Annotated in this window: 23 protein-coding genes; 14 read left to right on the top strand and 9 right to left on the bottom strand. The window is 60.7% G+C overall.

Annotation, left to right across the window (positions count from 1 at the left end; all coding sequences use genetic code 11):
• Positions 1-144: 144 nt before the first annotated feature.
• The gene (locus AC1DKH_RS03695; protein ID WP_477797438.1) at positions 145-810 is read right to left on the bottom strand and encodes an FKBP-type peptidyl-prolyl cis-trans isomerase; all 666 of its coding nucleotides are present in this window, start codon (positions 808-810) and stop codon (positions 145-147) included.
• Positions 811-1,002: 192 nt separating this feature from the next.
• Here AC1DKH_RS03695 and AC1DKH_RS03690 point away from each other — a divergent pair, with 192 nt between their 5' ends.
• Positions 1,003-2,136 (top strand): AlgP family protein, encoded by a 1,134-nt coding sequence (locus AC1DKH_RS03690; RefSeq protein ID WP_477797437.1) that lies wholly within the window; start codon positions 1,003-1,005, stop codon positions 2,134-2,136.
• Here AC1DKH_RS03690 and AC1DKH_RS03685 read toward each other — a convergent pair.
• A complete protein-coding gene (locus AC1DKH_RS03685; RefSeq protein ID WP_477754322.1) occupies positions 2,133-2,597 on the bottom strand; it encodes a TIGR02444 family protein in 465 nt (154 codons plus the stop codon). The genes AC1DKH_RS03690 and AC1DKH_RS03685 overlap by 4 nt on opposite strands.
• A gap of 50 nt (positions 2,598-2,647) precedes the next feature.
• Between AC1DKH_RS03685 and AC1DKH_RS03680 the strand changes: the two genes are divergently transcribed.
• From AC1DKH_RS03680 to AC1DKH_RS03660, 5 genes are all read left to right on the top strand, one after another.
• Complete coding sequence (locus AC1DKH_RS03680; RefSeq protein WP_477763012.1) at positions 2,648-4,558, top strand: ATP-binding cassette domain-containing protein; 1,911 nt, start codon at positions 2,648-2,650, stop codon at positions 4,556-4,558.
• Positions 4,558-5,139, top strand: coding sequence for a mechanosensitive ion channel domain-containing protein (locus AC1DKH_RS03675; RefSeq protein WP_477797436.1), 582 nt, complete (start codon positions 4,558-4,560; stop codon positions 5,137-5,139). Before AC1DKH_RS03680 ends, AC1DKH_RS03675 begins: the two co-directional genes overlap by 1 nt.
• 194 nt (positions 5,140-5,333) lie before the next feature.
• On the top strand, positions 5,334-5,966 hold the full coding sequence (gene rhtB / locus AC1DKH_RS03670) for a homoserine/homoserine lactone efflux protein (protein WP_477763010.1): 633 nt from the start codon (positions 5,334-5,336) through the stop codon (positions 5,964-5,966).
• Positions 5,967-6,128: 162 nt separating this feature from the next.
• Positions 6,129-8,027 (top strand): FTR1 family protein, encoded by a 1,899-nt coding sequence (locus AC1DKH_RS03665; protein WP_477797435.1) that lies wholly within the window; start codon positions 6,129-6,131, stop codon positions 8,025-8,027.
• Between the two features lie 46 nt (positions 8,028-8,073).
• Positions 8,074-8,529, top strand: coding sequence for a YaiI/YqxD family protein (locus tag AC1DKH_RS03660; RefSeq protein ID WP_477763008.1), 456 nt, complete (start codon positions 8,074-8,076; stop codon positions 8,527-8,529).
• 86 nt (positions 8,530-8,615) lie between these two features.
• Here the strand turns inward: AC1DKH_RS03660 and elbB are convergent, their stop codons facing one another.
• Positions 8,616-9,284, bottom strand: coding sequence for an isoprenoid biosynthesis glyoxalase ElbB (gene elbB / locus AC1DKH_RS03655; RefSeq protein WP_477763007.1), 669 nt, complete (start codon positions 9,282-9,284; stop codon positions 8,616-8,618).
• Positions 9,285-9,399: 115 nt separating this feature from the next.
• Here elbB and AC1DKH_RS03650 point away from each other — a divergent pair, with 115 nt between their 5' ends.
• The gene (locus AC1DKH_RS03650; protein WP_477754327.1) at positions 9,400-10,635 is read left to right on the top strand and encodes a sterol desaturase family protein; all 1,236 of its coding nucleotides are present in this window, start codon (positions 9,400-9,402) and stop codon (positions 10,633-10,635) included.
• Here AC1DKH_RS03650 and AC1DKH_RS03645 read toward each other — a convergent pair.
• Entirely contained in the window at positions 10,616-11,248 is a 633-nt protein-coding gene (locus AC1DKH_RS03645) for a DedA family protein (protein WP_477754328.1), read from the bottom strand. The genes AC1DKH_RS03650 and AC1DKH_RS03645 overlap by 20 nt on opposite strands.
• Positions 11,249-11,453: 205 nt before the next feature.
• Between AC1DKH_RS03645 and hemB the strand changes: the two genes are divergently transcribed.
• Positions 11,454-12,467 (top strand): porphobilinogen synthase, encoded by a 1,014-nt coding sequence (gene hemB / locus AC1DKH_RS03640; RefSeq protein WP_477797434.1) that lies wholly within the window; start codon positions 11,454-11,456, stop codon positions 12,465-12,467.
• An 18-nt stretch (positions 12,468-12,485) separates the two neighbouring features.
• Complete coding sequence (gene ppk1, locus AC1DKH_RS03635) at positions 12,486-14,708, top strand: polyphosphate kinase 1 (protein WP_477797433.1); 2,223 nt, start codon at positions 12,486-12,488, stop codon at positions 14,706-14,708.
• Between the two features lie 170 nt (positions 14,709-14,878).
• Here the strand turns inward: ppk1 and ppx are convergent, their stop codons facing one another.
• The 5 genes from ppx to AC1DKH_RS03610 form a co-directional block, all read right to left on the bottom strand.
• The gene (gene ppx / locus AC1DKH_RS03630) at positions 14,879-16,381 is read right to left on the bottom strand and encodes an exopolyphosphatase (protein WP_477754644.1); all 1,503 of its coding nucleotides are present in this window, start codon (positions 16,379-16,381) and stop codon (positions 14,879-14,881) included.
• Between the two features lie 215 nt (positions 16,382-16,596).
• A complete protein-coding gene (locus AC1DKH_RS03625) occupies positions 16,597-17,334 on the bottom strand; it encodes an amino acid ABC transporter ATP-binding protein (RefSeq protein ID WP_477754645.1) in 738 nt (245 codons plus the stop codon).
• Positions 17,321-17,971 carry an amino acid ABC transporter permease gene (locus AC1DKH_RS03620; protein WP_477763003.1) on the bottom strand — a complete coding sequence of 217 codons (651 nt, stop codon included), beginning with the start codon at positions 17,969-17,971 and terminating at the stop codon, positions 17,321-17,323. The genes AC1DKH_RS03625 and AC1DKH_RS03620 overlap by 14 nt, the downstream gene beginning before the upstream one ends.
• Positions 17,968-18,636: an amino acid ABC transporter permease gene (locus AC1DKH_RS03615; RefSeq protein ID WP_477759736.1), complete on the bottom strand. Its 669-nt coding sequence runs from the start codon at positions 18,634-18,636 to the stop codon at positions 17,968-17,970. Before AC1DKH_RS03615 ends, AC1DKH_RS03620 begins: the two co-directional genes overlap by 4 nt.
• Positions 18,637-18,658: 22 nt before the next feature.
• Positions 18,659-19,444 (bottom strand): transporter substrate-binding domain-containing protein, encoded by a 786-nt coding sequence (locus tag AC1DKH_RS03610; protein ID WP_477754648.1) that lies wholly within the window; start codon positions 19,442-19,444, stop codon positions 18,659-18,661.
• A 256-nt stretch (positions 19,445-19,700) separates the two neighbouring features.
• Here AC1DKH_RS03610 and AC1DKH_RS03605 point away from each other — a divergent pair, with 256 nt between their 5' ends.
• From AC1DKH_RS03605 to AC1DKH_RS03585, 5 genes are all read left to right on the top strand, one after another.
• Complete coding sequence (locus AC1DKH_RS03605; RefSeq protein WP_477797432.1) at positions 19,701-20,408, top strand: FadR/GntR family transcriptional regulator; 708 nt, start codon at positions 19,701-19,703, stop codon at positions 20,406-20,408.
• Positions 20,409-20,529: 121 nt separating this feature from the next.
• On the top strand, positions 20,530-20,859 hold the full coding sequence (trxA, locus tag AC1DKH_RS03600; RefSeq protein WP_003206727.1) for a thioredoxin TrxA: 330 nt from the start codon (positions 20,530-20,532) through the stop codon (positions 20,857-20,859).
• A 247-nt stretch (positions 20,860-21,106) separates the two neighbouring features.
• Positions 21,107-22,366, top strand: coding sequence for a transcription termination factor Rho (rho, locus tag AC1DKH_RS03595; protein WP_046039047.1), 1,260 nt, complete (start codon positions 21,107-21,109; stop codon positions 22,364-22,366).
• A 140-nt stretch (positions 22,367-22,506) separates the two neighbouring features.
• Positions 22,507-23,973 (top strand): 4-hydroxy-3-polyprenylbenzoate decarboxylase, encoded by a 1,467-nt coding sequence (gene ubiD, locus AC1DKH_RS03590; protein WP_108217171.1) that lies wholly within the window; start codon positions 22,507-22,509, stop codon positions 23,971-23,973.
• Entirely contained in the window at positions 23,973-24,941 is a 969-nt protein-coding gene (locus AC1DKH_RS03585) for a CDP-6-deoxy-delta-3,4-glucoseen reductase (RefSeq protein WP_477797431.1), read from the top strand. The genes ubiD and AC1DKH_RS03585 overlap by 1 nt, the downstream gene beginning before the upstream one ends.
• The last annotated feature ends 8 nt before the right edge of the window (positions 24,942-24,949 follow it).

The raw sequence follows: 24,949 nt of genomic DNA, 5'->3' as shown, positions 1-24,949 counted from the left end.
CTTTGGGATGGACTCGGTTTGGTCTCGATATTGGATACGGTAAACCGGCTTAATCGCATAATCTGAACCGCCGTATACGGAGCCGTACGTACGGTGGTGTGAGAGGACGGCGGTCGCGAGACCGCCTCCTACTCGATTCCGCTGTCAGCTGGTTGCACCGCGCAATTCGACTTCGAACACCAATGGAGTGAACGGTGCGATCACGTCGCCGGCACCGTCGGCGCCATAGGCTTGGGCCGACGGAATCACCAGTCGCCATTTCGCCCCGACCGGCATGTTTTGCAATGCACTGCGCCATCCGGCGATCACGCTGTCGAGACTGAACCATTGTGGCTGGCTGTTCTGATCGAACACCGTGCCATCGGGCAAGCGACCGATGTACAGCACCTGCACTTTGCCATTCGGTCCGGCCTTGGCACCAGTGCCTGGCGTCAACTCCTTCAGCAACACGCCATCAGCCAGTTCGCGCACGCCGGGCTTGGTCTTTTCTGTGGCGAGAAAACGCTGTTCCTTTTCCAGCGCCATTTCGCTTTGCGGCTCGGCTGACTGCATGGCGATCCGGGCTTCATGTTCGGTCAATATCTGCCGGATCTGCTCGTCCTTCAGCGCCAGCGGTTTGCCCTGATAGGCCTGCTGCAATCCTTCGACCAGCGCCTGGAGTTGCAGGTCGGGAGCCTCCTGGCGCAAGCGTTCGCCAAGGCTCGCACCCAGGCTGTAAGCGAGATCGCGGGCTTCATTTTCCTGTGTTGTCGCGGCGGCTTGGGCCACCGAAAAAAACACGCACAGCGATAAAAAAAGGTAGCGCGGCATGGGCACTCTCCGATCTGAATTGCGGGCGATTATGCCAGTGAGAATGCGCGCAACGGTGAACTGCTTTTGCGTCGCGGCAGAAGTTTTTCGATCCTTTGCAACGCGGGGCTTTCGATAGTGTCAACATGCCCTAGCGGCGGTTGCAGCAGAGGTCTAGTATGAGCCGCACTCACTTCAGCCAGGAGGTAAACCATGTCGGCCACCAAGAAGCCAGTAAACACTCCATTGCACCTACTCCAACAACTCTCGGGCAGCCTGCTCGAGCACCTGGAAACCGCTTGTTCCGAAGCCTTGGCTGATGCTGAAAAACTGCTCGCCAAACTGGAAAAGCAGCGCGGAAAAGCGCAAGAAAAACTGCACAAGTCCCGCACCAAATTGCAGGACGCTGCGGCGGCCGGAAAAGCCAAGGCACAAGCCAAGGCCAAGGACGCAGTGGCCGACCTTGAAGAGCTGCTCGATGCCCTCAAGGATCGTCAATCGGAAACCCGCGGCTACATTCTGCAACTCAAGCGCGATGCCCAGGAAAGCCTGAAACTGGCCCAGGGTGTCGGTCGTGTACAAGAGGCTGTCGGCAAGGCGTTGTCCCTGCGTGCAGCCAAACCTGCTGCGGCACCTGCGAAGAAAGCCGCTGCCAAACCGGTTGCTGCAAAAGCACCGGCCAAGCCGGCCGCCAAAGCACCGGTGAAAGCCGCAGCCAAACCAGCAGCGAGAAAAGCAGTCGCTGCCAGCGCTGCGAAACCGGCTGTTAAAACGACGCCAGCCAAGCCTGCCGCAGCCAAATCTAGTGCTGCAAGAACTGCTGCTGTCAAACCCGCCGTGGCGAAAACCGCGGCTGCAAAACCAGCTGCAAAAACGGCCGCAAAAACGGCCGCTAAACCCGCAGCAAAACCAGCCGCAAAACCCGCAGCCAGAACTGCAGCAGCGAAGCCTGCTGCGAAGCCAGCCGCCAAATCTGTCGCGGCTAAAACCGCTGCAAAACCTGCTGCGAAAACTGCGGCCAAACCCGCTGTAAAAGCAGCGGCCAAGTCGGCCGCTAAACCGGCAGCCAAACCTGCTGCGGCTAAACCTGCCGCTGCTGCCAAACCGGCCACTGCCAAACCGGCCACCGCCAAACCCGCTGCCAAGCCAGCGGCGGCGAAGCCAGCTGCAAAACCAGCAGTGAAAAAACCTGTTGCCGCCAAGCCGGCCGCCGCGCCAGTTGCCAAGCCAGCCAACCCGGCTCCGGCAGCAACGTCTGCTTTAGCAGCAGCCACCTCGACAGCCACGCCAGCGCCAACGCCGGCCGCCGCATCGATCGCAGCAACCACCCCAACCAGCGCTTCCTAAGTGCCGGTTACCGCGACGCGCAGCTGATGCAGCGCGTCGCGGTCCAGGTGGGCGGCGCCTGCCGCCACACCATTGAGCCAGGCCGATAGATCGGTCGCCTCACCTTGCGGCCAACTCAACGCCGATCGTTCCAGTCGTACCAACAGATGTCGCTCGGCTTCCAGTTCGAGTGCCTTCACTTGCTCGCGCAAAGCATTCAGTTCGCCATCGTCGGCGGCAACGACTTTCCAATTCACCCGCAAGGCTCGCAGCGGTCGCACCACGTCTGCGTCCCACGGCTCGGCCACGCTACGCAGTTGCTGCAATCGGTGTTCGTTAAAGGCGACGCCACGTTCTCCCAGCCACAGTCCGCAGAGTAGCAAGCACACATTGATGCCCGCCGACTGCAATTGCAGGCATGCGGGTTCAACGCCGGGCTGGGCATAAGTACTAAGGGAAAAACTCCACAGGTCAGAGGACATAGTGCTACTCGCGCCAGTTGCGAGCGAAGCTGGTAGACTCCGCCGCCATTATGATTCGACTTCAGAACCTGACTTTACAGCGTGGCCCGCAACGTCTGCTAGAAGACGCCGAGCTGACCCTGCACGCCGGCCACAAAGCCGGCCTCATCGGTGCCAACGGCGCCGGCAAATCGAGCCTGTTCGCCTTGCTTAGGGGCGAGCTGCACCCGGACTCGGGTGATTGCTTCCTGCCGGCCGACTGGCGTATCGCCCACATGCGCCAGGAGGTCGACACCCTCGAACGCCTGGCGGTCGACTACGTGCTCGATGGCGACCTGCGCCTGCGCCAGGTGCAACGCGACCTGGCGGCCGCCGAAGCGGCCCATGACGGTGCCGCACAGGCCCGCCTGCACTCCGAACTCGACAGCGCCGACGGTTACACCGCCGACGCCCGGGCGCGCAAGTTGCTGGCCGGTCTCGGGTTCACCAATGAGCAGATGGATCGTCAGGTCGGGGATTTCTCCGGTGGCTGGCGGATGCGTCTGAACCTGGCACAGGCCTTGATGTGCCCATCGGACCTGCTGCTGCTCGACGAACCGACCAACCACCTGGACCTCGACGCCATCATCTGGCTCGAAGAATGGCTCAAGAGCTATCCCGGCACCTTGATGCTGATTTCCCACGACCGCGACTTCCTCGATGCCGTGGTCGATCACGTGGCCCACGTCGATCAGCGCAAAATCACCCTGTACCGCGGTGGCTACAGTGCCTTCGAGCGTGCCCGTGCCGAACGCCTGGCCCAGCAACAGCAGGCCTACGAGAAGCAGCAGGTGCAACGTGCGCACATGGAAAGCTACATCGCCCGCTTCAAGGCCCAGGCCACCAAGGCGCGTCAGGCCCAGAGCCGGATCAAGGCACTGGAGCGGATGGAAGAGCTGACCGCTGCCCACGTCGATTCGCCGTTCGACTTTGTCTTCCGTGAATCGCAGAAGATTTCCAGCCCGCTGATCGACCTGTCCGATGCCCGCCTGGGTTACGGCGACAAAGCCGTGCTGGAGAAGGTCAAGCTGCAACTGACCCCGGGTGCGCGAATCGGTCTGCTCGGCCCGAACGGTGCCGGTAAATCGACCCTGATCAAGAACCTTGCCGGTGAGCTCTCGCCATTGGCCGGTCGCTTGACCCGTGGCGAGAACACCGTGGTCGGTTACTTCGCCCAGCATCAACTCGATTCTCTGGATTCCAAGGCCAGCCCTTTGCTGCACTTGCAGCGCCTGGCGCCGACCGAGCGCGAACAGACCCTGCGCGACTTCCTCGGCGGTTTCGACTTCCGTGGCGCGCGAATCGACGAACCGGTACTGAATTTCTCCGGTGGCGAGAAAGCGCGCCTGGCGTTGGCCTTGATCGCCTGGGACCGACCGAACCTGTTGCTGCTCGACGAACCGACCAACCACCTGGACCTGGAAATGCGCCTGGCGTTGACCATGGCCCTGCAGGAATTCAGTGGTGCGGTACTGGTGGTCTCTCACGATCGTCACTTGCTCAAAAGCACCACCGACAATTTCTATCTGGTGGCGGACGGCAAAGTCGAAGAGTTCGACGGCGATCTGGAGGACTACACCCGCTGGCTGGTGGAGTATCGCCAGCGCAACGCCCCGGTCAGCAACACGCCGGTCAACCCGGACAAGACCGACAAGAAAGCCCAGCGTCAGGCCGCTGCTGCGTTGCGTCAGCAACTGGCACCGCACAAGCGCGAGGCTGACAAGCTCGAAGCCGAGCTGGGCAAGCTCCACGAAAAGCTGGCGAAAATCGATGCCAGTCTCGGCGACAGTGACATCTACGAACCGGCACGCAAGAACGAATTGCGTGATCTGCTAGCCGAACAGGCCAAGCTGAAGGTGCGTGAGGCGGAGCTGGAGGAAGCGTGGATGGAAGCCCTGGAATTGCTGGAAGGCATGCAGGCGGAGCTGGAGGCACTGTCCTGATGGACGCCTTCAAGCTGCCGCTGCCGGCGGTGTGGGTCGAGCCGATCTGGCTCGGCGTGCAAATCCTGCTGATCCTGCTCGCCGGTTACATCACCCAGCGCTTTGTTGCCAAATGCCTGACTCGTCTCGGTGAGCGCTACCCGTTTCCGCCGCAGTTGCTGATGCCGCTGCGCGGGGGCCTGCGCTGGCTGATCATGGGCAGTGCGTTGATTTTCGTGCTGGAGCGCCTCGGGGTTTCGGCCACTGTGCTCTGGACCGCGCTATCCGGTTTTGTCGCGGTCGCGGCGGTGGCGTTTTTCGCCATGTGGAGCGTGCTCTCCAATCTTCTCTGCGCGATTCTGATCTTTACCGTCGGTCCGTTCCGCCTCGGTGATGTGGTCGAGTTGGTGGACACCACCGACAAGCCTGGCGTCAAAGGCCGGGTGGTGGCGATCAACCTGCTGTACACCACGCTGATCGAGGCCGAAGAACTCGGCACTGGCAGCGCCATGGTGCAGGTGCCCAACAGTTTGTTCTTCCAGCGTTCGGTGCGGCGCTGGCGGGGGACGGATGGTTTCCCTTCAAGCGGGTTTGAGAAGTAAGCCAGCTCAAGATCTAAAGATCGCAGCCTTCGGCAGCTCCTACATTGGAGTGCGTTTCCCTGTAGGAGCTGCCGAAGGCTGCGATCTTTGCTTTTGGCTGTTAGCAGTCGCCATGTCCTACAAAAAATCGGTAGTCATCCAATCAAAGCCGCATTAGTTTAGACGTCTGTCACGAGTCTGAGTCGAGGTGTGCAATGGAGCTTGAAACATGGCTGGCGTTTTTTGCCGCCTGCTGGGTGATCAGCCTGTCCCCCGGTGCCGGCGCCATTGCGTCGATGTCCAGCGGTCTGCAATACGGATTCTGGCGCGGCTACTGGAACGCCCTGGGTCTGCAATTGGGCCTTGCAGTGCAGATCGCCATCGTCGGCGCCGGTGTGGGCGCGATTCTGACGGCGTCGGCCACAGCCTTTCTTGCGATCAAATGGTTTGGCGTGGCGTACCTGGTCTACCTCGCGATCAAGCAATGGCGTGCGCTGCCCAGTGATATGAGCGATGACGCGGCGGTGCGTCAGATCGGCAAGCCGATGGCCCTGGTGTTCCGTGGTTTCCTGGTGAACATCAGTAACCCCAAGGCGCTGGTGTTCATGCTGGCGGTGTTGCCGCAGTTCATCGATCCCCATGCTCCACTGCTGATTCAGTATCTGGTGATCGGCGTGACCATGATCTGCGTCGACTTGATCGTCATGGCCGGCTACACCGGTCTGGCGTCCAGGGTGTTGCGTCTGCTGCGCACACCGAAACAGCAAAAACGCATGAATCGGACCTTTGCCGGACTGTTCATCGGTGCGGCAGCATTCATGGCGACGCTGCGCAAAGCTGCGGTCTAAACCCGCAGAAATCCAGGAAGGCGACCCATGAGGTCGCCTTTTTCATTGGTGTATCAATACCTTGGAGAGCCCGTGATTTCACCGGAAGTCCCGACAATGCTTGAGCGAAACCCGTTGGGCGTTAACAATATGTAACTTCGTTTTTCAAATTGAGATTCATTCATGATTGCCCCCTCCCGTTTGCTGGCCTGGCTGTTGCTGCCGCTGTTCGCGGCGTGCAGCGTTCAACTGCTGGCCGCCCCCGCCGAAGGTGCGCCGCAGGCGCTGCACTTGCTCGATTACATCGGCGCGGATTACCCGGACACGGTGCAGGCGGGCAGCATCACGGACCAGGCCGGATTTCGCGCGCAACAAGAGTCGGCCAAGACGCTGGGAAGTCTGATTGCGGCCATGCCGGCCAAACCGGAAAAAGCCGCGCTGGAGCAAAGCCTGACCGCGCTGGGAAATTCCATCGGCGCCCGTCAGGACGGTGCTGATGTCACTCGCCAGGCCCGGCAACTCGGTGCAAAGCTGGCTGTGGCCTATGAAGTCAGCCAGGCCCCGGTCATTACGCCGGACCCGGCGCGTGGCGCGCCGTTGTACGCTCAGCATTGCTCGGTCTGCCATGGCGATACAGGGGCCGGCGACGGCCCGGCGGGCGTCGGGATGAAGCCACCGCCGTCCAACCTGCGCGATACCAAGCGGCTGGATCGACAGAGCCTCTACGCGATCTACAGCACCTTGGGTCTGGGCGTCGAGGGGACTGACATGCCGGCCTTTGCCGATCAACTGGATGATCGTCAGCGTTGGGACCTTGCCACCTATATCGCCAGCTTCAGTGTTGACCCGGCGACGGCCAAGGCTGAAAAGACCTACAACATCGCCGACCTGGCTCGTCAGACCCCGGCAGAAGTACAGACCGCCGAAGGCCCGCAAGCCACCGCAACCTTCCGTGCCCAGCGGGCGCAACCGCCGCAGGTCAAGCGTGGCCCGGCGCAACTGCTCGACTACACCGCAGCCACTCTGGACAAGAGCATCGCGGCGTATCGTACCGGTGAGCATGATCAGGCTTATGACTTATCCGTAGCGGCGTATCTGGAAGGCTTCGAGCTGGTTGAGAGCTCGCTGGATAACATTGACGCCAACGTGCGTAAAGACACTGAAAAATCCCTGATGGCCTACCGTCAGTCGTTGCAGGACGGTCTGCCGGTGAGCGAGGTCGAGCAGCGCCTGGACGTGGCCAAGGCCAAGTTGAAGGCATCGGCCGGCCTGCTGGGCAACGACGGTTTGAGCTGGTCGCTGAGTTACATTTCCGGCCTGCTGATTCTGCTGCGCGAAGGTCTGGAAGCGATTCTGGTGCTGGCGGCGATCCTGGCTTTCCTGCGCAACACGGGTCAACAGGCGGCGGTACGCAGCGTCAACGCCGGTTGGGGGTTGGCGTTTTTGGCGGGACTGGGTACCTGGGCGCTGGCAGCCTATGTGATCGACGTCAGCGGTTCGCAGCGCGAATTGCTGGAAGGTGCGACGGCGTTGTTTGCCAGTGTCATGGTGTTGTGGCTGGGCGTGTGGATGCATGACCGTCGTCACGCGGCTGCCTGGCAGGATTACATCAAGACCAGCCTGGTGGGTGGCGGCGGGCGTTTCGGTTTTGCGACCCTGGCGTTTTTCTCGGTGTATCGCGAACTGTTCGAAGTGATTCTGTTCTACGAAACCCTGTGGTTGCAGGCAGGTCCGGCGGGGCATAACGCGGTGCTGGCCGGTGGGGCTACGGCGCTGGTGCTGCTGGTCGGCCTGGCCTGGGTGATTTTGCGCGGTTCGGCGAAGCTGCCGCTGGCGCTGTTCTTCAGCATCAACGCCGGTCTTTTGTGCGCCTTGTCGGTGGTGTTTGCCGGGCATGGCGTGAAAGCGCTGCAAGAAGCCGGGATCTTCGGCACTCGACCGGTGCCGTTCTTTGACTTTGAATGGTTGGGGATCCATGCCGATGCGTATTCGCTGAGTGCACAGGCTGTGGCGATTGCAGCAATCATCGTGTTGTATGGCCGTAGCCGGGTGGTTGAGAAGCAGCGGGTGCAGGTTTCTTAAAGGGCATTCGCTGCGCTCATATTCGCGGGCAATAGAGGAAAACATGATGCGTGTGTGGATCGATGCCGACGCCTGCCCACGGGCAGCCAAGGATCTGGTGGTGAAGTTCGCCCTCAAGCGCCAGTTCGAAGTGGTGCTGGTGGCCGGGCAGCCGCAAATCAAGCCGGGTCTGGCGCTGGTCAAGCTGATCGTGGTGCCGAGCGGCCCGGATGCAGCGGACGATTATCTGGTGGAACACGCGGTGCCCGGTGAGCTGGTGATCTGCAGCGACGTGCCATTGGCCGACCGTCTGGTGAAGAAGGGCGTGGCTGCGCTCGATCCACGGGGCAAGGAGTTTGATGCGCAGAACATGGGGGAGCGGTTGGCGGTGCGCAACCTGTTCACCGATTTGCGCGAACAGGGGCAAATGGGTGGGGGGCCAGCGCCGTTCGGCGACCGTGAGAAGCAGGCGTTTGCTAATGCGCTGGACCGGATTTTGACCAGGTTATCCCGCAACGCCTGAAAAGATCGCAGCCTGCGGCAGCTCCTACAGGTATACACCGTCCCCTTGTAGGAGCTGCCGCAGGCTGCGATCTTTTGATCTTGTTTTTACGCATCGTTTTCGTGGGTCAGTTCCAGTACCCGGTCCACCAGCTTGTTGATGCCCGATGCCGCTTCACTGATCGATTGCGCCAGCATGTAAGCGGGTGTGCTCACCAGTTTGCGCGCCTTGTCCTCGACGATGTCACTGACCGCGCAATCGGCATGGGTGGCACCCATCTTGTTCATCGCGGCAGCGGTGTCGGTGTCATTGCCAATGGTGCAGGTGACGCCGGGGCCGTAGATCTTTGCCGCCAGGGCAGGGGAGATACACATCAACCCCACCGGCTTGCCGGCCTCGGCAAAGGCTTCGGTCAATGCCAGGACATCCGGTTGAACGGTGCAGCCAGCGCCTTCGATGGCGAAGTTGGACAGGTTCTTGGCCGAGCCGAAGCCGCCGGGCACGATCAGCGCATCGAACTCATCGACGTTCGCGTCACGGATATCCTTGATGTTGCCCCGGGCTATCCGTGCCGACTCCACCAGCACGTTGCGCGATTCAGGCATTTCTTCGCCGGTCAGGTGATTGATCACATGCAACTGCGCGATGTTCGGTGCGAAACACTGCACCTGGGCACCGCGCTGGTCCAGACGCAGCAGGGTGATGACGCTCTCGTGGAGCTCGGCGCCGTCGTACACGCCACAACCGGAAAGGATCACTGCAACTTTTTTGCTCATGGGCTTTTCTCCAGATTCATGGCGTTAAATGTCCACTAATTTGTCACTCGTTGCCATAGGGTTAATTCACGACTACACATAGCATCTGTCCTCAAGATTCCGGTCAGGGCGCGTCATGGACTTCATTCTGTATGCGGTGCCGTTTTTCTTTGTGCTGATCGCCGTCGAACTGCTGGCCGACCGTTGGCGCGGGGTCAGTAATTATCGGGTGGCGGACGCGATCAACAGCATCAGCACCGGCGTGCTGTCGACCACCACGGGGCTGCTGACCAAAGGCGTGGGGCTGGTGACCTACGCGTTCGCCCTCAAGTACCTGGCGCTGTTCGAACTGTCGGTCGACAGTGTGTGGGTCTGGGTGTTCGCCTTTGTCTTCTATGACTTCTGCTACTACTGGCTGCACCGCATGGGCCACGAGCGCAACATCCTCTGGGCCGCCCATTCGGTGCATCACCAGAGTGAGGACTACAACCTGTCCACGGCGTTGCGCCAGACCAGTACCGGATTCCTGCTGAGCTGGATCTTCTATCTGCCGATGGCCGTGTTCGGCGTGCCGCTGCTGATGTTCGTCAGCGTCGCGGCGCTCAACCTGCTCTACCAGTTCTGGGTGCATACCCGGCACATTCCCAAGCTTGGCTGGTTCGAATGGTTCTTTGTCACGCCGTCCAATCATCGGGCTCACCATGCACAGAACGCTCTCTACATGGATCGCAACTACGGCGGCGTGTTTATTATTTGGGACCGTCTGTTCGGCTCGTTCCAGGAAGAAGACGACAACGAGCCGGTAATCTTCGGCGTGACCACGCCGCTGGCGAGCTGGAATCCTGTGTGGGCAAACGTGCAGTTCTACGCGCAGTTGTGGGCAGATGCGCGGCGTGCCGAGAGCACCTGGGACAAGCTGCGGATCTGGTTCATGCGCACCGGTTGGCGCCCGGCGGACGTGGCGGCCAAATACCCGATGAACAAGCCGGACCTGTCCTTGTTCCGCAAATTCGAGGTGCCGCTGGACGGGCGTCAGCAGCTTTATATCCTGCTGCAGTTCTGTGTCTACATCGCGCTGGGCAGCTACTTGATGAATCTTGAACCGAAACTGCCAGTCGCCGCCCTTATGTTGGGTTGGGGGGCGGTGGCGTTCGGTCTGTTTGTGCTGGGCGTGGCCCTGGAGAATCGCCCGTGGGCGTTGAAGCTGGAGTGGGTGCGGCTGGCGTCGAATCTGCCATTGGTATGGCTGGCCCCGATGGTGGGGTTGTGGCCGGCCAGTGCGGTGGGCTGGGTCGGCCTGCTCAGTTACAGCCTGTTGAGCGGAATCGGTCTCTACTGTTGCAGAAATCGCATTACTCGGTTGGCGTCGTAGGACCCTCGATTTTGGTTCGTTCGACCTTCATGGCTTGCTCGTCGGCGTAGACCTGCCTGGCCAGGCGGGCATTCTTGAAGCGCCGGCGCAGCCATAGCACGAATCCCAGGACCAGCAGGGCGCCGAGCACCCAGAGTTCGTACTTCTTCACACTGCCGAGCATGCCTTCGAGCACGGCGCCGAAATGGTACGCGGCCGCCGCCAATGCGGCGGCCCAGATCGCCGCGCCAATTCCGTTGAGCAGTAGGTAACGGCCCGGCGGATAGCCTGACAGCCCAATGGCCACCGGCATGACCGTGCGCAAACCGTAGACGAAGCGGAAGCTCAGCACCCAGATGTCCGGATGCTTGCGAATGTGTTCCAGTGCCCGGTCGCCCATCATTTGCCAGCGCGGTTTGCGCGCCAGCAGCTTGCGACCGTGCTTGCGTCCCAGGAAGTACCACAGTTGGTCGCCGGCATAGCTGCCGAAGAAGGCCACGACCACCACCAGGTTGATGTCCATGTATCCACGGAACGCGAGGAAGCCCGCGAGTACCAGAATGGTTTCGCCTTCGAAGAACGTGCCTAGAAAGAGGGCAAAGTAGCCGAAGTCATGCAGGAATTGTTGGAGCATTGTCTGGGTGCTGGCGAAATGAACGCGCAGCCTAACCCTTCGGACACATTCAGGAAAGTGTCCAAATGTGTCTCGACGTGAACATTTCCTACAAGGACAATGGAATGCGGCTACCTGTCGCAGCGTGCGCATAACTGTAATACGTTCGTCATAATGGCCGCTTATAACTGTTACGCTCGCACGTCTGCGGGCTCAGGAGTCTGCCGTGAGCTTTGCCCCCGCCAACCGTTTGTTCCCCGCAACCCGCCTGCGCCGCAACCGTCGTGATGACTTCTCGCGTCGTCTGGTCCGTGAAAATGTCCTGACCGTCGATGACCTGATCCTGCCGGTATTCGTGCTGGACGGTGAAAACCGTCGCGAAGCGGTGGCCTCGATGCCGGGTGTCGAACGCCTGACCATTGACCTGTTGCTGGAAGAGGCGGCCAAGTGGGTCGAGCTGGGGATTCCGGCGCTGGCGCTGTTCCCGGTAACACCCTCGGAGCTCAAGTCGCTGGACGCCGCCGAAGCGTGGAACCCGGAAGGCATCGCCCAACGCGCGACCCGTGCGCTGCGTACGCAATTCCCTGAGCTGGGCGTGATCACCGACGTCGCCCTGGACCCGTTCACCACCCACGGCCAGGACGGCATTCTTGATGAAGTAGGCTACGTGCAGAACGACATCACCGTCGACGCACTGGTCAGGCAAGCCCTGTCCCTCGCCGAAGCCGGCGCCCAGGTCGTGGCGCCATCGGACATGATGGACGGCCGCATCCAGGCGATCCGCGAAGCCCTCGAGGTGGCCGGTCACGTCAACGTGCGGATCATGGCCTACTCGGCCAAGTATGCCAGCGCTTATTACGGCCCGTTCCGCGATGCGGTCGGTTCGGCGCTGAACCTGGGCAAGGCCAACAAGGCCTCCTATCAGATGGACCCGGCCAACAGCAACGAAGCCCTGCACGAAGTGGCGGCGGACTTGTCAGAAGGTGCAGACATGGTCATGGTCAAGCCAGGCATGCCGTACCTGGACATCCTGTGCCGGGTAAAAGAAGAATTCAAAGTGCCGACGTTTGTTTATCAAGTCAGCGGCGAATACGCCATGCACATGGCGGCGATCCAGAATGGCTGGTTGAGCGAAGGGGTTATCCTCGAGTCCCTGACCGCTTTCAAACGTGCAGGGGCAGATGGCATCCTGACGTACTTTGCCGTTCGTGCTGCTCAATTGTTACGAGAGCAAAAATAGCCCTCCCAGGAACATTCGATGAATACCGAAGTGCTCACTGAAGTTGCCGTAAAAGACGCTCAACCTGTGGTGGAGCAAGTCGACGAGACCCCGCCGGAGCTGGAGCCGGCTCCGCCTGCGGCGGTCGTCGAGACCGCTACGCCAGTGCCAGCGGTGGCCATCCCCGGTCTGGATGACAGCAGCCTGTACATCCACCGCGAGCTCTCGCAACTGCAGTTCAATATCCGCGTGCTGGAGCAGGCGCTGGACGAGTCCTACCCGTTGCTGGAGCGGCTGAAGTTTTTGCTGATCTTCTCCAGCAACCTGGACGAGTTCTTCGAAATTCGTGTCGCCGGCCTGAAGAAGCAGATCACTTTCGCCCGTGAACAGGCCGGTGCCGATGGTCTGCAACCGCACCAGGCCCTGGCTCGCATCAGTGAGCTGGTTCACGGTCACGTCGATCGTCAGTACGCAATCCTCAATGACATTCTGTTGCCGGAGCTGGAAAAGCATCAGGTCCGCTTCATCCGTCGCCGCAATTGGACGACCAAGCTCAAAACCTGGGTCCGCCGCTATTTCCGCGACGAGATCGCCCCGATCATCACCCCGATCGGCCTCGACCCGACGCACCCGTTCCCATTGCTGGTGAACAAGAGCCTGAACTTCATCGTCGAACTCGAAGGTATCGACGCCTTCGGTCGCGATTCCGGTCTGGCGATCATCCCGGCGCCACGCCTGCTGCCGCGCATCATCAAGGTGCCGGAAGAAGTCGGCGGCGCAGGCGACAACTACGTGTTCCTGTCGTCGATGATCCACGCCCATGCCGATGACCTGTTCCAGGGGATGAAGGTCAAGGGCTGCTACCAGTTCCGCCTGACCCGGAACGCCGACCTGGCGCTGGATTCCGAAGATGTAGAAGACCTGGCCCGTGCCTTGCGCGGCGAGCTGTTCTCCCGTCGTTATGGCGATGCGGTACGTCTGGAAGTGGCTGATACCTGCCCGAAACACCTGTCCGACTACCTGCTCAAGCAGTTCAACCTGGGCGAGAGCGAGTTGTATCAGGTCAACGGTCCGGTGAACCTGACGCGGCTGTTCAGCATCACTGGTCTGGACAGCCAGCGCGAGTTGCAATATCTGCCGTTCACCCCGCAGATCCCGAAACTGCTGCAGAACAGCGAGAACATTTTCAGCGTGATCAGCAAGCAGGACATCTTGCTGCTGCACCCGTTCGAGTCGTTCACCCCGGTGGTCGACCTACTGCGCCAGGCCGCCAAGGATCCGCACGTGCTGGCGGTGCGCCAGACGCTGTACCGTTCTGGCGCCAACTCGGAAATCGTCGATGCGCTGGTGGATGCGGCGCGTAACGGTAAGGAAGTCACCGCGGTGATCGAGTTGCGTGCGCGGTTCGACGAAGAATCCAACCTGCAACTGGCCAGCCGTCTGCAAGCGGCCGGTGCGGTGGTGATCTATGGCGTGGTCGGCTTCAAGACACACGCCAAGATGATGCTGATCCTGCGTCGCGAGGCGGGTGAAATCGTGCGTTACGCGCACCTCGGCACGGGTAACTACCACGCCGGCAACGCCCGCCTGTACACCGACTACAGCCTGCTGACCTCCGACGATGCCTTGTGCGAAGACGTCGGCAAACTGTTCAGTCAGTTGATCGGCATGGGCAAGACGCTACGCATGAAGAAATTGCTGCACGCGCCGTTTACCCTGAAAAAGGGCATGCTCGACATGATTGCCCGCGAAACCCAGTTCGCCCTCGACGGCAAACCGGCGCACATCATCGCCAAGTTCAACTCGCTGACCGATCCGAAGATCATCCGCGCGCTGTACAAGGCCAGTCAGTCAGGCGTGCGCATCGATCTGGTGGTGCGTGGCATGTGCTGCCTGCGGCCGGGCATCGCCGGGGTCTCCCACAACATCCACGTGCGTTCGATCATTGGCCGCTTCCTGGAACACACCCGGGTCTTCTACTTCCTCAACGGTGGCGACGAGCAGATGTACCTGTCCAGTGCCGACTGGATGGAACGCAACCTCGACAAGCGCGTCGAGACTTGCTTCCCGGTGGAAGGCAAGAAGCTGATCATGCGGGTCAAGAAAGAACTGGAGTTGTATCTGACCGATAACACCCACAGCTGGAGCCTGCAGTCGGACGGTCGTTACATCCGTAACACACCAACCGGCAACCAGAATCCGCGCAGCGCTCAGGCGACATTGCTGGAGCGTTTGGGCAGTCCGATACTGGCTGTTCGTTAACGCAGCGACCCTAAAAAAGGGCGATCCATATGGATCGCCCTTTTTTTGTATCAACGCGGTCCCCTGTAGGAGCGAGCTTGCTCGCGAAAAACGTGAGGGCAACGCGTATCCAGATAACACGCGTTATCGTTAGCCTCCATCGCGAGCAAGCTCGCTCCTACAGGGGGGAATCAGCGTGCGTTCAGCACAATATCGACGCGAGTGAGCCATTCCGCTTCGATGGCGAAGTCGGCCTGGGTCAGCTGGTTTTCGTCCAGCCAGTTCTCCGGGAACACTACTTCCAGGCTGTTGCCATAGGCGTTCAGCTCCACCTGGGGCATTTGCTGGGTGCCACGGATGTGGTGGAACAGGATTGCAAAGCGCAGCAGCACGCACAGGCGAATCAGCTTGATGCCGTCGTCGCCGAAATCGGCGAACTTGTCCTTGGGAATATTGCGGCGGTGGCCGCGCACCAGTAGTGCGAGCATCAATTGGTCTTCGCGGGAGAACCCGGCGAGGTCGGAGTGCTCGATCAGGTAGGCGCCATGCTTGTGGTACTGATAGTGAGCAATGTCCAGGCCCACTTCATGGACCTTGGCCGCCCAGCCGAGCAGTTCGCGCCAGACGCCGTCTTCCAGATCCCAGTCCGCGGCCACCTGATCGAACGCATGCAGCGCCTTGCGCTCGACCCGTACCGCTTGCTCTTGATCGACGTGGTAGCGCTCCATCAGCGAAGTGAGGGTGCGCTCGCGCACGTCTTCGTGATGATGGCGGCCCAGCAGGTCATAGAGCACGCCTTCGCGCAGGGCGCCTTCGCAGTGATCCATGCGTTGCAGTTCGAGGGAATCGAAGATCGCTTCGAGGATCGCCAGGCCGGCCGGGAAAATCGCACGGCGATCCGGCTTGATACCATCGAAGTCGATTTTCTCGACGTCGCCGAGCTTGATCAGTTTGCGCTTGAGCCAGGCCAGGCCTTCGGCATTGACCTCGCCGGTGCCGTGACCGCCAGCCTTCAACGCCAGACCGATGGCGCGGATGGTGCCCGAGGAACCGATGGCTTCATCCCAGGTCAGGCGGTGCAAGGCGTGCTCGATGCTCATGATCTCCAGCCGCGCCGCCGTGTACGCCTGGGCGTAACGGGCCGGGGTGATCTTGCCGTCCTTGAAATAGCGCTGGGTGTAGCTGACGCAACCCATCTGCAGGCTTTCGCGCAGCAGCGGTTCGAAGCGCTGGCCAATGATGAATTCGGTACTGCCGCCGCCGATGTCGGCCACCAGGCGCTTGCCCGGGGTATCGGCGAGGGTGTGGGACACGCCGAGGTAGATCAGGCGCGCTTCTTCACGACCGGAGATGACTTCCACCGGGTGGCCGAGGATTTCTTCGGCGCGACGGATGAATTCGGCGCGGTTGCGGGCTTCACGCAAGGCGTTGGTGCCAACAATGCGAACGGCGCCGGTGGGCATACCGCTGATCAGTTGGGCGAAGCGCTTGAGGCAGTCGAGCCCGCGCTGCATCGATTCTTCGTTGAGATGGCGCTCTTCGTCGATGCCGGCGGCCAGCTGAACCTTCTCCCCGAGACGCTCGAGAATACGGATCTCGCCGTTCTGGGCCTTGGCCACGACCATGTGAAAGCTGTTGGAGCCCAGGTCGATTGCGGCGATCAGGGACAGATTCTTGGCTTGGGATTGCGGCATGGTCAGGGGTCTCGGTCGATAACCTCGACATCGTGCCACGATCAAAGGCTGGCGCCAACGCGAAGGTGACCGCTTCGCGGTCAATCGCGAGCAAGCTCGCTCCCACAGGGTTCCAGGTTGCCGCTAATCCCGCGACCGACGCAGGCCCCATGTGGGAGCGAGCTTGGTCCGGGCGGCGTTCCGACGATGACGGCTTAGCTGGCGCTGAAGATCTGTCAGCCCGCCGCTTCAACCGTCCCAATGAAATTCGCCAGCTCCGCCGTCTGCGGGTTGGCGAACAGTGCTTTCGGATCCCCAACCTCATGCACCTTGCCCTGGTGCATGAACACCAACTTGTCCCCAACCTCCCGGGCGAAGCGCATTTCGTGGGTGACCATGATCAGCGTCATTCCTTCCTTCGCCAGTTGCCGGACCACGCTCAGTACTTCGTTGACCAGTTCCGGGTCCAGCGCCGAGGTGATTTCGTCGCATAGCAAAACCTTCGGCGACATCGCCAGTGCCCGGGCAATCGCTACCCGCTGTTGCTGCCCGCCGGACAGCCGATCAGGGAAGGCATCGAACTTTTCCCCCAGTCCGACCCTTTCCAGCATCTGTCGCGCCAGCTCGGCGGCCTTGGCTTTCGGTACTTTCTGCACCACTTGCGGCGCGAGCATCACGTTCTCACCCACGGTCAGGTGCGGGAACAGGTTGAACTGCTGGAATACCATGCCGACCTTCTGCCGCAGGCTGCGCAGATCGGCGCGGGCGGCGTCGAGGTATTCGCCGTCGACTTCGATCACGCCGTCGTTGATCGACTCCAGGCCGTTGAGGGTGCGCAGCAAGGTCGATTTGCCCGAACCGCTACGGCCGATGATCGCCACCACCTGGCCTTCCTCGACACTCAGATCGATGCCTTTGAGCACATGGTGATCGCCGTAGTATTTATGCAGGGCGGAAATTCTAAGCAGAGGCATGCAGTCTCCTTTCCAGGTAGCGCGCACTGAGCGACAAGGGATAACAGAGCAGGAAATAGCCGAGAGCGACGAGGCCGTAGACCATGAAGGGTTCGAAGGTGGCGTTGGCGAGCATGCCGCCAGTCTTGGTCAGTTCGGTGAAACCGATGATCGAGGTGACGGCGGTGCCTTTGACCACTTGCACCGAGAAACCCACGGTCGGCGCCACGGCGATGCGCAACGCCTGGGGCAGGATCACATAGCGCAATTGTTCCAGCGGGGTCAGCGCCAGGCTCGACGAGGCTTCCCACTGGCCGTTGGGAATCGACTCGACGCAACCGCGCCAGATCTCCGCCAGGTAAGCGCTGGTGAACAGCGTCAGCGCGATCGCCGCTGCCATCCACGGCGAAATCTCCACCCCGGCCAGCGCCACGCCAAAAAACACCAGGAACAGCTGCATCAACAGCGGCGTGCCCTGGAACAGTTCGATATAAGTGCGAGCGAAACTGCGTGGCAGGGATTTATCCGAGATGCGCATGACCATGATCAGCAAGCCAATCAGCCCGCCGCCAATGAACGCCACCAGCGACAGCGCCAGCGTCCATTGCAGGCCGGTGAGCAGGTTGCGCACGATGTCCCAGAAGGTGAAATCGCTCATTGGCTGTTCCTCGCGATAAACCGATGCCCGATCCAGTTCAGCAATTGGCGGATCAGCAGCGCCATACACAGATAGAGCAGCGTGGTCAGGGCATAGGTTTCAAAGGCTCGGAAGTTGCGAGATTGAATGAAGTTGGCCGCGAAGCTCAGCTCTTCAGTGGCAATCTGTGAACACACCGCCGAGCCGAGCATCACGATGATGATCTGGCTGCTCAGGGCTGGCCAGACCTTACCCAGCGCCGGCAGCAGCATCACGTGACGGAAGGCTTCGAAACGTGTCATCGCCAACGCCGCCGCGGCTTCCAACTGACCCCGGGGGATCGCCTGGATGCCAGCGCGGATAATCTCGGTCGAATAGGCTCCGAGGTTGATGACCATCGCCAGCACCGCCGCCTGCCATTCGGAAATCTGCACGCCCAGGGATGGCAAACCGAAGAAGATGAAAAATAACTGCACCAGAAATGGCGTGTTGCGGATCAACTCGACGTAGACCGCGAAAACCCCCGCGAAAGGCCGGATGTTCCACGCCCGCACCAGCGCCCCGACGATGCCCAGCCCCACGCCGAGCACAGCGCCGATGGCGGTCAGCTCAAGGGTGAACAACGCACCGCGCAGCAACAAATCGGTGTTGTTCACCACCGGCAGGAAATCGAACTGATAAGCCATAAAACGTCTCCAGCGCGCCGAATCAGAGATCGGCTGGCAGCGGTTCTTTCAGCCAGGTCAGGGCGTTCTTTTCCAGCGCGCCATCGCTCTTGGCGGTCACGAGGATCTGGTTGACCTTGTCCAGCAGCGCCGGCTCGTTCTTGTTAACGCCGACGTAGACCGGCGAATCCTTGAGCTTCACTTTCAGCGCCGGCACGCGTTTCGGGCTCTTCTCGCTGATCGCCACCATCACCACGTTGCCGCTGGCGATCAGGTCGACCTGGCCGGCCAGGTAGGCGGCAATGGTCGAGTTGTTGTCTTCGAAACGCTTGATGGTCACGCCTTCGGGGGCGACCTTGGTCAGCTCGATGTCTTCGATGGCGCCACGGGTGACGCTGATGGTTTTGCCCTTGAGATCGTCCAGGCCCTTGATGTTGGCGTCTGGCGGACCGAACACGGCGAGGTAGAACGGCGCGTAGGCGCGGGAGAAGTCGATGACTTTTTCGCGCTCCGGGTTCTTGCCGAGGCTGGAGATCACCAGGTCGACCTTGCCAGTGGTGAGGAACGGGATGCGGTTGGTGCTGTTGACCGGGGTCAGTTCAAGTTTGACCTTTAGCTGGTCGGCCAGCAGTTTCGCGGTGTCGATGTCGAGGCCGCGGGGTTGCATGTCCGGGCCGACCGAGCCGAACGGCGGGAAGTCCTGGGGCACGGCGACCTTGAGGACTCCGCGCTTGACCACATCGTCCAGACCGTCGGCGTGGGCGGGTGCCTGGCTCAGCATCAGGCTGGCAAACAGGGCAGCAAGGAGGGCGCTGTAACGCTGGGTCATGGCAAATCTCCGGATCGGCAAGAAGTGATTTCTGCGGATCGACAGAGCATGGGCCATGCCAACATGGGGTTTTGAGGGCGCCAGGGCGCGGTTTTGCTGGCGTCGCACGGTCTTACTGGTCTGAACAGTCAGGTTGCGTTTCGCACCCCGATGGCGCAGCCGTGAAAATCACCGAACCCCCATGGGGCACGACTTGCCGGGCGTCGCGAATAGCTTTACAACTGAGCGCACATTGGCATGGTTCGTCTGGAAAACCATGAATTCGATCTCCCGTGCCGTACCTGAAGTGGCGTTGCAAGCCATCCGCAAACTGATTACCGAGCAGGGCTTCGGGCCGGGGGATGCCTTGCCCTCGCAACGGGAACTGGCGGTGCAATTGGGGGTTAGTCGGGCGTCGTTGCGCGAGGCGTTGTCATCGTTGAGTGCACTGGGCGTGATCAGCATCCAGCCGGGCAAAGGCGTGTTCGTGCAGGCGCCGGTGGAGCTGCCGCGAGGCGAGGCAGCGCCAGGCTGGCCGTTCGCGGCGCAGGCTTCGCCGCTGGATATCTTCCAGTTGCGCTATGCGCTGGAGGGGTTTGCCGCGGGGCTGGCGGCCGTGACCTTGAGCACCGATGAACTCGATGCGCTGGAAGACAATGTCGCCGCCATGCGTAACGAACTGAAAGCCGCCGATTTCGAAGCGGCGGCGCGCCTGGACTTCGAATTCCACCGCCGCATCCTGCTGGCCAGCGGCAATCAGGCGATGCTGAGCATCCTGACTGCCAGCGCCGACATCTTCCTGGAGAGCCAGAAGCTACCGTTCATCCGGGCCGAGCGGGCCATGGAAACCTGGCAGGAACACCGCAAGATCCTTCGCGCGCTGGCTCGCCGAGCCTCTGGCGCCGCGCAGAAAGCCATGCACGAGCATGTGCGTAACGCGGCGTTGCGCACCGGAATCGCCTTCGTCGCTCCCGCCACGGCGTGACCTGGGCTATACCCAAACTCATGGAACACCATAGCGAGACTCAATCAACTGCACCTTCCTGAACGAGGGAAGGGCAGCTATGATGGGCCACGTTTTTTTGCTTACAACCCTGGAGAATTCCATGAGCAGCGATCTTATCAAACACGTTAGCGACGCTAGCTTCGAGGCCGACGTACTCAAGGCTGAAGGCGCTGTACTGGTCGATTACTGGGCTGAGTGGTGCGGCCCTTGCAAAATGATCGCTCCTGTTCTGGACGAAATTGCCGAGACCTACAAAGGCAAGCTGACCGTTGCCAAGCTGAACATCGACGAAAACCAGGAAACCCCGGCCAAGCATGGCGTGCGCGGTATCCCGACCCTGATGCTGTTCAAGAACGGCAACGTCGAAGCGACCAAGGTCGGCGCACTGTCGAAGTCGCAACTGGCTGCTTTCCTCGACGCCAACATCTAAGCGTCGCTGTAAAGTTTCCTGAAAAAGCCCCGCAAATAGCGGGGCTTTTTGCGTATTCAGGGCTAGACGCTCCTAAACTCAGGTGGTACATTCGGCCCCGCACTGGTTTCTCCATTGCCCCCTGCTAGCCGTCGCCGACGCACTCCTTTTCGAATAAGTACGCGATCCTGTCGCCTTCTCTGCGGCGCGGCCTCATTAAGCCAAAAGCTTAATTTCCCCCCTCCATAAATGATTACGTCATTCCTATATGAATCTGACTGAACTCAAGCAAAAGCCGATTACCGAACTGCTCGAATTGGCCGAACAGATGGGCATAGAAAATATGGCCCGTTCGCGCAAGCAGGACGTGATTTTCTCCCTGCTCAAGAAGCACGCGAAAAGCGGTGAGGAAATCTCCGGTGATGGCGTGCTGGAGATTCTCCAGGACGGCTTCGGCTTCCTGCGCTCCGCTGACGCTTCCTATCTCGCAGGTCCAGACGATATCTATGTCTCGCCGAGCCAGATCCGTCGTTTCAACTTGCGCACCGGTGACACCATCGTTGGCAAGATCCGTCCTCCAAAGGAAGGCGAGCGTTATTTCGCGCTGCTCAAGGTCGACACGATCAACTACGATCGTCCCGAGAACGCGAAAAACAAGATTCTCTTCGAGAACCTGACCCCGCTGTTCCCGACCGTGCGCATGAAGATGGAAGCCGGCAACGGTTCCACCGAAGACTTGACCGGTCGTGTCATCGACCTGTGCGCCCCGATCGGTAAAGGCCAGCGCGGCCTGATCGTTGCACCGCCGAAAGCCGGCAAGACGATCATGCTGCAGAACATCGCGGCAAACATCGCTCGTAACAATCCTGAAGTTCATCTGATCGTATTGCTGATCGACGAACGTCCGGAAGAAGTGACCGAAATGCAGCGCACCGTGCGCGGCGAAGTGGTTGCCTCGACGTTCGACGAGCCGCCAACCCGCCACGTGCAGGTTGCCGAAATGGTGATCGAGAAGGCCAAGCGCCTGGTCGAGCACAAGAAAGACGTGGTGATCCTGCTCGACTCCATTACCCGTCTGGCTCGCGCCTACAACACCGTGATCCCGAGCTCCGGCAAGGTACTGACCGGTGGTGTCGATGCCCACGCCCTGGAGAAACCGAAGCGTTTCTTCGGCGCTGCGCGGAACATCGAAGAAGGCGGCTCGCTGACCATCATCGCTACCGCGCTGGTAGAAACCGGCTCGAAGATGGACGAAGTGATCTACGAAGAATTCAAAGGCACCGGCAACATGGAACTGCCGCTGGATCGTCGTATCGCTGAAAAACGCGTGTTCCCGGCCATCAACATCAACCGTTCCGGCACCCGCCGCGAAGAGTTGCTGACCGCCGACGACGAGCTGCAGCGCATGTGGATTCTGCGCAAGCTGCTGCACCCGATGGATGAAGTGGCTGCCATCGAGTTCCTGGTCGACAAGCTGAAGACGACCAAGACCAACGATGAGTTCTTCCTGTCGATGAAACGCAAGTAAGTCGAGCAGGCACAAAAAGCCGGGGAAACCCGGCTTTTTGCTATCCGATTTTTGATCGGGCGGCAGTTCGTGGTTCTGAACCGAAGGGTTCGGCGCTAAACTGCCTGCCCCGAACGCCACGGCCAACACGAGGCTTACGCATGCAGTATCGCGACTTGCGCGACTTTATCAGCGGGCTGGAACAGCGCGGTGAACTCAAGCGCATTCAGGTTCCGGTGTCCCCAGTGCTCGAAATGACCGAGGTCTGTGACCGCACTTTGCGCGCCAAAGGCCCGGCCCTGCTATTCGAAAAACCCACCGGTTATGACATTCCTGTGCTCGGCAACCTGTTTGGCACCCCCGAGCGCGTGGCGCTGGGCATGGGCGCCGAGGCGGTCAGCGAACTGCGCGAAATCGGAAAGCTGCTGGCGTTCCTCAAAGAACCCGAGCCACCGAAAGGCTTGAAGGATGCCTGGTCCAAGCTGCCGATCTTCCGCAAGATCATTTCGATGGCGCCGAAAGTCGTCAAGGACGCGGTGTGCCAGGAAGTGGTCATCGAAGGCGACGACGTCGACCTGGCGATGTTGCCGGTGCAGACCTGCTGGCCGGGCGACGTTGGCCCGTTGATCACCTGGGGCCTGACCGTCACCAAAGGCCCGAACAAGGATCGCCAGAACCTCGGCATCTATCGTCAGCAAGTGATCGGTCGCAACAAGGTCATCATGCGCTGGCTGAGCCACCGTGGCGGCGCGCTGGATTACCGCGAATGGTGCGAGAAGCATCCCGGCCAGCCGTTCCCGGTTTCCGTGGCATTGGGCGCGGACCCGGCGACCATCCTCGGCGCCGTGACCCCGGTGCCCGACAGCCTTTCCGAATACGCTTTCGCCGGCCTGTTGCGCGGCAACCGCACCGAGCTGGTGAAATGCCGCGGCAATGACCTGCAAGTGCCGGCCACCGCCGAGATCATCCTCGAAGGCGTGATCCATCCAGGCGAAATGGCCGATGAAGGCCCGTACGGTGACCACACCGGTTACTACAACGAAGTCGACAGCTTCCCGGTATTCACTGTCGAGCGCATTACCCACCGGATCAAACCGATCTACCACAGCACCTACACCGGCCGTCCACCGGATGAGCCGGCGATTCTCGGCGTTGCGCTGAACGAAGTGTTCGTGCCGATCCTGCAGAAGCAGTTCCCGGAGATCACCGATTTCTACTTGCCGCCCGAAGGCTGCTCGTACCGCATGGCCATCGTGACCATGAAGAAGTCGTATCCGGGCCACGCCAAGCGGGTAATGCTGGGTGTCTGGTCGTTTTTGCGACAGTTCATGTACACCAAGTTCGTTATCGTCACCGACGACGATATCAACGCCCGGGACTGGAACGACGTGATCTGGGCCATCACCACGCGCATGGACCCCAAGCGCGACACGGTGATGATCGACAACACGCCGATCGACTATCTCGACTTTGCCTCGCCGGTGTCCGGCCTGGGGTCGAAAATGGGCCTCGATGCCACGCATAAATGGCCGGGCGAAACCACCCGCGAGTGGGGCCGAGTCATCGTCAAGGACGATGCCGTGACCCAGCGGATCGATGCCATCTGGAATCAGTTAGGAATAGATTGATGCGTGTAACCTTGCAGCCCTCCGGAGCAGTGCTTGAGATATTGCCCGGTGAGCGGATTCTCGATGGCGCACGACGTTTGGGCTACGAATGCCCGCAAAGCTGCCGCAACGGCAATTGCCACGTGTGCGCGGCACTGCTGGTGGAAGGCCGGGTCGAACAGACCGGCGATGTGCGTGATCATGGCGAGTTCTACACTTGCATAGCGGAGCCGCTGGAAGACTGCATCGTGCTGTGGGATGGCGTGCTCGCGCTGGGAGAACTGCCGGTGCGCAGCGTGTCGTGTCAGGTCATTGAGTGCAAGGACGTGGGCGGCGACACCTGGCGCGTGCGTCTGCGGGCTCCGGCCGGTAAACCGCCGCGCTACCATGCCGGCCAGTACCTGATGATCGAACGCGAGAACGGCGAAAAGTCCGCCTTCTCCCTCGCCTCGGCACCACATGCTGGGCGCGACCTGGAAATCCATGTACTGGCGCGCGAATCCAGTGCGTTGAGCCTGATCGAACAGCTTCAGCGCAACAGCATGGTGCGGGTCGAGTTGCCGTTTGGCGATACCCACCTGGAGGAGTTGCCGGCCGGTCCTCTCGTGCTGATCGCCGCTGGCACCGGCATGGGCCAGGTCCACGGCCTGATCGAACATTGCCGGGCCTCGGGTTTCAAGCATCCGGTGCATCTGTATTGGGGTGTGCGTCGCCCAGAAGACTTTTATCAAGTCGAGCATTGGGACGAATGGCTGAAACTGCCCAACCTGTTCCTGCACAAGGTCGTCAGTGATCAATGCGGTTGGGAAGGGCGTTGCGGCATGTTGCATGAAGCGGTCTGTGAAGACTTCCCTGACCTCAAGTCGCTGCATGTGTACGCCAGTGGCTCTCCGGCCATGGTCTACGGCACGCTGGATGCGCTGGTGGAAGCGGGAATGGATGCGCATCAGATGCGTGCCGACGTTTTTGCCTACGCGCCACGCTCGTAGGTCAGCGT

The sequence above is a fragment of the Pseudomonas sp. 05L36 genome (assembly GCF_056398125.1).
Note: the sequence above shows the minus strand (reverse complement) of the source record. Positions and strands in the feature narration are given on the sequence as shown.